Annotated in this window: 3 protein-coding genes; 2 read left to right on the forward strand and 1 reads right to left on the reverse strand. The window is 36.5% G+C overall.

What is annotated here, in order from left to right:
• Together AC3DU7_RS30735 and AC3DU7_RS30740 are read left to right on the forward strand one after the other, a co-directional pair.
• On the forward strand, positions 1-221 hold a 221-nt coding region (locus tag AC3DU7_RS30735; RefSeq protein ID WP_488043029.1), incomplete at its 5' end, for a hypothetical protein.
• Between the two features lie 62 nt (positions 222-283).
• The gene (locus AC3DU7_RS30740; RefSeq protein ID WP_488043030.1) at positions 284-1,084 is read left to right on the forward strand and encodes a hypothetical protein; all 801 of its coding nucleotides are present in this window, start codon (positions 284-286) and stop codon (positions 1,082-1,084) included.
• 40 nt (positions 1,085-1,124) lie between these two features.
• Here AC3DU7_RS30740 and AC3DU7_RS30745 read toward each other — a convergent pair whose 3' ends face one another.
• A complete protein-coding gene (locus AC3DU7_RS30745; protein WP_488043031.1) occupies positions 1,125-2,342 on the reverse strand; it encodes an RNA-guided endonuclease InsQ/TnpB family protein in 1,218 nt (405 codons plus the stop codon).
• Between the last annotated feature and the right edge of the window lie 281 nt (positions 2,343-2,623).

The raw sequence follows: 2,623 nt of genomic DNA on the forward strand, positions 1-2,623 counted from the left end.
AAATCTTATTTCTTAGTCACAATATCATTTTTCTGGCAATATTTATCAAGTTAATGTTTGTTGAGTTTGAAGATTACTCTTTGAAATTGAATTTCCTTGGTTTAAGCTTTAAGAATAATTTGAAATTTTCTGTAGATATAGGGTTTTTATCTAAAACAATAAATTGTACCACAACTGTGATATCATTAATAGCTATGCTTCAAGTGTATAAGCTTGCTTGAAAAACACTCTAACAAGTGTCAAGAGCAAGGAATAAATTTGATATTACCCTCTGAATTACTTTATGAATTACTCTGAATTACTTTATAAGTATAAAAATAAAAATACGACTTTAGTTCAGCCAGAAGTGAGGTTTGGTGTACTCCCCCATGAATTAACAGAGAAAAAGCTTGTTAGCCGTTATGTTTATAAGTATGGTCTAAAAGAATTAAAGGAATTTGTCAAAGAGCAATACTGGAAATTAGTAGATTTTGTTCCTGGGGTACCTGGAGTAGAAAAAGAAATTAGCTATACCAGAGAAACTGGTTTAGAACTTAATAGCTTTAAAGAAATTTCTTCAAAGATAGGTATTAGCTCATCTCAAGAAGCAGGAGTTGATGGTTTTAAGTTAAGAAATGAGGTGTCTAAGGAATTAAGTAGATTAACAGGTGAGAGTGTCACTATTTCTGAAAAAACTTCTAAGCAACATATAACTAAAATTCCACCCCAGTCTTTTGATTGGTATTTTGTCATCTACCAACTAATAGATGTATATACAATTAATACAGTGCGTTATAATGGGCAAAAGCCAGACTTCCCTGTTACAAAGACTATAGCAGCAGGGTTAATTTTGATGAATCCGTGGGTTGTCCTGGGGTCTGAATTATGGCGTCCTTTAAAAGAGGTTCGAGTAAATCAAGCAAAGTTTCTAGCAGCATCTTTATTCGCAGGTGTAGATAAAAAAGTAGAAGCAGACATAGCTGAAAAAAATTTTGAATCTGGGTTAAAGCAATACAGTGGTATGTCTGACTACATCTTTAAGTCACATACCTTTGAAGTTCCAACTCTTTATTTTTGCGATAAATGTGACCCACCATTAAATTGACGTACTCCCCGCTCTAAAGAGACGGGGATTCTAAATATCACTACTTAGAGTTTCTCTTTCGCCGAGTCGGCTTACTCGTCTGGGTTTCCCCATTCAAGCAGAGGCCAGTCTCTCCAGAGACGTTATCTTCCCTGCGCCCCAGGGTAGTTGGTAGTTGCTTGAGGGCTGATTGAAGGATGTTGATTGCAGCGTTTTCGTCCCTATCGGCCTCATAACCACAGTGGGGACATTTATGGGTTCTACTGCTTAAAGTTTTGATGACTTTTTGACCGCAATTTGAGCAATTTTGAGATGTATTTTTGGGTTCAACTGCAATAACTCGAACCCCATAAATCCTGCCAAAATATTCCAACCATTCCCTGAATTTATACCAAGCAACATCATTAATTGACTTGGCTAAATGATGGTTTTTAACCATGTTACGCACTTTTAGGTTTTCTATCGCTACCAAATCGTTAGACTGTATGACGTGCTGTGCTTCTTTACAAGCCCAGTCGTTACGCCTGCGTGATACCTTGAGATGCGCTCTACCTAACCGATTCCTTGCTTTTATCCTGTTTTTACTGCCTTTTTTAGTACGAGATAAACACTTTTGTAGCTTTTTAATTTGGCGTTCATCCTTTCTGAAAAACCGAGGATTATCGACTTTATTACCTTCCGAATCAGTATAGAAATGATTTAAACCTACATCTAAACCAATTTGTTTCCCTGTTAATTCCTTCTTTTCCTCCCTAGTATGGTCTATCAAAAACTGAGCATAATAACCGTCGTGTCTTCTAACTATTCTGACTCGTTTAATCTGCTTGAGTTGATAATAATGAAGGTCGCGACTTCCCCATAGCTTAAAAGTACCAGATTCAAAACCATCAGTTAGTTTCAAATAACGTCTATCTTCTGAGAGTTTCCAACCAGAAGTTTTGTACTCAACCGATCCTCTTACTTGGTATTTTTTAAACTTAGGATATCCTTTCTTTCCTTGAAGTTGAGCTTTACAGTTTTTGTAGAATCTTTCTGTAGCGGCCCAAGCTCTTTCTGCATGAGCCTGTCTGGCTTGAGAATTAAGCTTTTTTGCCCAGGGAAATTTGGGGTTATCCGCTAAGGTTTTGCAGTATTTGTAGGCATCATTACGACTTTTAATCTCACGGTCCATCCATGCTCTGATGACACTATTACGGACAAAGCGACCTGTGCGAATGGCCTCATCGAGCCTTTCATATTGGGCCTTTTCTCCTTCTAATTTCATCTCATAAACTAGCATGGTTTTATCATTTTACCCTACGATAATATTGTCACATTAAGAATCAGGAAATGACAACCCTGAAAAATCACCAACATTTTTATTTTGTGAAGCTCCTGAAAAAAAATCGGCGCGTCAAAGGATTTTCCGTTGCATTCTCATAATTTTTGTGATATTTTAAAATTAAAATGTGGTTACTCATCTACAAGCATGACTATTTATTCAACAAAAATGTTGTTCCTCAGCGATCGCTCAGGTTGCAGAAAGTAAAGTTAATGTAAAAGATACGATTAGAGGTTCTA

It is taken from the genome of Okeania sp. (assembly GCF_983059655.1).

Bases quoted from the DNA above. Each gene is read 5' to 3' on its own strand.
- AC3DU7_RS30740 (WP_488043030.1), top strand. From the start codon at position 284: ATGAATTACTCTGAATTACTTTATAAGTATAAAAATAAAAATACGACT.
- AC3DU7_RS30745 (WP_488043031.1), bottom strand. From the start codon at position 2,342: ATGCTAGTTTATGAGATGAAATTAGAAGGAGAAAAGGCCCAATATGAA.